Source organism: Rahnella perminowiae (assembly GCF_019049755.1).
In the GTDB taxonomy this organism is placed as follows: domain Bacteria; phylum Pseudomonadota; class Gammaproteobacteria; order Enterobacterales; family Enterobacteriaceae; genus Rahnella; species Rahnella perminowiae.
This window is the reverse complement of record NZ_JAFMOS010000267.1, coordinates 1-3,217: the sequence shown is the minus strand read 5'-3', so window position 1 is coordinate 3,217 and position 3,217 is coordinate 1. Positions and strand designations below refer to the sequence as shown.

The 3,217-nt window shown below is 43.3% G+C and carries 3 protein-coding genes and 1 pseudogene; all 4 read right to left on the bottom strand.

Annotation, left to right across the window (positions count from 1 at the left end):
* Window positions 1–107: 107 nt before the first annotated feature.
* Window positions 108–1,292, bottom strand: coding sequence for a glycosyltransferase family 4 protein (locus J1785_RS02120; RefSeq protein ID WP_129991395.1), 1,185 nt, complete (start codon window positions 1,290–1,292; stop codon window positions 108–110).
* The gene (locus tag J1785_RS02115) at window positions 1,289–1,870 is read right to left on the bottom strand and encodes an acyltransferase (protein ID WP_217156934.1); all 582 of its coding nucleotides are present in this window, start codon (window positions 1,868–1,870) and stop codon (window positions 1,289–1,291) included. The genes J1785_RS02120 and J1785_RS02115 overlap by 4 nt, the downstream gene beginning before the upstream one ends.
* Window positions 1,863–2,948: a glycosyltransferase gene (locus J1785_RS02110; protein ID WP_217156937.1), complete on the bottom strand. Its 1,086-nt coding sequence runs from the start codon at window positions 2,946–2,948 to the stop codon at window positions 1,863–1,865. Before J1785_RS02110 ends, J1785_RS02115 begins: the two co-directional genes overlap by 8 nt.
* A pseudogene (locus J1785_RS02105) lies at window positions 2,935–3,217 on the bottom strand (hypothetical protein); the annotation flags it as partial. The gene J1785_RS02110 and the pseudogene J1785_RS02105, both read right to left, overlap by 14 nt.

The following is a 3,217-nucleotide window of genomic DNA, read 5'->3' as shown; positions in this document are numbered from 1 at the left end:
AAGAGACAGTATTTACACTGACCTTGCAAAAACATTTCTCATAATTATGTTAAAGGTCATTCATTATCTATATCAGTAAAAACCAAAAACAACTGAGAGATGTTGTGTCAGGCATTCCTGAGTGAAAGCATATGATTCTTATAGCGGGTAAAGAGATCAAAGCGGATTTTCATTAATAATTCAGGCTGATAAAGACGCGCAGTATTAAACGAGTGGTGCGCCATCGATAACATTTCCTGACGGTTTTTTAGTAAATATTCAATGTTGTTCGCCAGTGTATGGTCATCATTGGGCTTATGCAGGTAATGCCGTTGACATAACTCCGGCATTCCTCCGGCAGAACTGGTGATCACCGGGCAGGCGCGCGACATCGCCTCTATCACAGCACGTGGCAATCCTTCCTGATTGCTGGGCTGCACATACAGATCGACGGTATCCAGGAATGAAAAAATCCCTTCTCCTGATGTTTTGGGCCCTGAAAAAATAATATTGTCATGCAGTAATAATTTATCAATCAGCGGACTATTTTTGAATTTACTTCCGCCACCGGTGATTTCAAGTATGACCGGAACCCCCTTATTTTTGAGCCGATAGACTGCTTTGTAAATGGTATCAAAACCTTTATGCGGACTGTCAAGAGAAGCAATTAAGCCTATTTTAAAAGGTCCTCCAGAGGACGTAGCTATTTTATCGCATCTTTGATTCAGAACAGAAAGAGAGGCCGGCAGTAAGTCAACGTTTGAAGCAGACACGCCGTTATATTTAATAGGATAACGTTTTTGCAAAAAACTTCCCGTAACATAAATAGCACCCCAGGCTTTTTTCACCGCCTGCCTCACCCGCCAGGATAACACCGGCGCATAGAGGAATCCCTTCAGTGATCCGTATCCGATCATGGCATCCCACGGACAGGCTACGAGTTCCACAAGATAAGGAATATTCATCTGTCGTGCGATTTTTGCCGTTATCAGACCGGTTTCACTGGGTAACCTGACAACAACGCCATCGCACCCTCTGAGAGTGTCTTTAATCTCGATAATATTTTTATGGCAAGTGAATAACACAGATTTCAGAGAAGAATGATTTTCAATTTTTTTAAAAACCATCCCATGACCGCTGGCCAGAGTCCAGTAAGGCGAAAATGAGGAATCATTTTTATAACGGGATAATACAGTTACCTGATCAAAATGATGTAAATACCGGGTAAAAGCAGAATAAGGAAGCTTACCGGGTGAATACACTTTTTCACCATGATGGATAAAATAATGGTCATGCGCAAAAACCATTTTCATGATAGCTCCTTTATTTTCATTGCCGGGGATCCGGCATAGACTCCCGCAGTAAGATGATTTTTGGTGACAGAATTCGCTGCGATAACGACGTCAGAGTCAATTATCGTACCTGCCAGGATCCTTACACCACACCCCACCCAGACATTCGAGGCAATACAAATTTTTTTAAGCTCTACCGGCTGATATTTAAAGGGTTGTTCAGATAATGCGTACCGATGTTCGAAAGAGATAATCGACACAGAATGGGCAAACGACACATCATTACCCACCAATATATTTCCGGCAGCATCCACATAACTCCGTTCATGAAAACTGATATTGCTACCCAGTGAGAGGTTTTGTAGATTTTTGAATACGCACCAGCGTCCGATATAAACATTATCTCCACATGCTTTTACCAGCGTACGGATAAGAATATAGCGGATGCCCACCCCTGTTTTTCCCGGAAATCCGGCGAAGACATCAAGCAGATAAGCACGAAAAAATTTCGGTAAAGGAGAGATTATGGCACATAGAAACAGAATAATGCTCCGCCAGTGATGAAAAACCATCCGGCCAGTTTTAATATTTTCAGACATATAACCTCAATATTTCCTGCGCATTCTTCCCGATAGAAAAGCGGCCTGTTATCACATCAGTATTAATTTCTTTCCTGACAGGCTGAGCCATCCATGCATCAATTTCTGACGTCCATGCACAGAGATGGCTAAGTGAATGATGAGAGATACGTTCAGTCACATCAATAAGCCGTGGAACATGCAGTGAAGCGATGACCGGCAGGCCGGCCGCCTGAGCTTCAACAGCAGCAAGCCCAAAGCCCTCGTGCAGCGACGGAAACAGGAAAACATCAATAACATCGCGTAAAATTAACAGCGTATCGTCTCTTGCACCGGTCAGGATAACTTTGTCAGCGAGACCCTGCTCAAGGGTGAGTCTGTGCAAGTCAGCCCGCAGACTTCCTTCACCAACAATCAGCAAACACACATCCTGCTCACGGTATTGAGAGAGTATATCAAGCAGGAATGCCTGGTTTTTAACAGGTTCTACCCGCCCGACCGTTCCCAAAACAAACGTGCTTTCAGCAATACCAAGCTCCTGTTTAAGGCGGCTCGGAGCAGCAGAGACAAGGTTCTGAAAATTTTTGCCACAGGGAATGATGCTGACTGCCGTTCCCTTTGTTTTGTAGTGGCAACGTGCTGAACCTTCACTGACCGCAACGCAATACGTCGAATAACGCCTGACCAGGAAGATTTTAAAATCAATTTCAAGGCGTTTTAACAGGCCCTGGCGTTGGTATTGCAGAGTTCGATCAGAGTGAGCATGGGAAATAACCTTCGGTATACCACACATCTTAGCGATGTACGCGACGACACCATTATTGAAGCTGACGTGGCTATGACAGACATCATATTTATTTTTCCTGAGAACGGAAAACAAAGCGGCTATGTATTTCAGTGGTTTTTTATAAGACGAAATGTGTATGACTCTGCAACCCATCGACAATAAATCCTCTTCGTAAAATCCTTTATGGGGCTTATCGACGATAAAGGTGTGCTGTACACTACCTGCTGTTTCAATCACCAAATCATAAAGCCAGCTTTCAATTCCTCCGATATCCAGCTGACCTAACAGGTGAGCAACTTCAATTTTCTTCATCTGATGTACCTGCAACCCGGGTTCTTAAATAAAGTAACAGGGAAAAAATAACCAGCGGCATAATGAGCAGTTGTTTTCTGAATACGGCATCCCCTACACTTCCAAAACTATATTCAGTACGGATCGCGTAGAATCCAACCAGTGTCATGATGGCAGAATAAATCAGGACACACATAACCGATGCTGCCAGTTTCCTGTCAAAAATAAGGGTGGTATATTTTATTGTCCGGACAAAAATTAACATTAAAGTAATAATAACCCCGAGCACG

Excerpts from the sequence above, each read along its gene's own strand:
- J1785_RS02110 (WP_217156937.1), bottom strand. The coding sequence starts at position 2,948 with ATGAAGAAAATTGAAGTTGCTCACCTGTTAGGTCAGCTGGATATCGGA.
- J1785_RS02115 (WP_217156934.1), bottom strand. The coding sequence starts at position 1,870 with ATGTCTGAAAATATTAAAACTGGCCGGATGGTTTTTCATCACTGGCGG.
- J1785_RS02120 (WP_129991395.1), bottom strand. The coding sequence starts at position 1,292 with ATGAAAATGGTTTTTGCGCATGACCATTATTTTATCCATCATGGTGAA.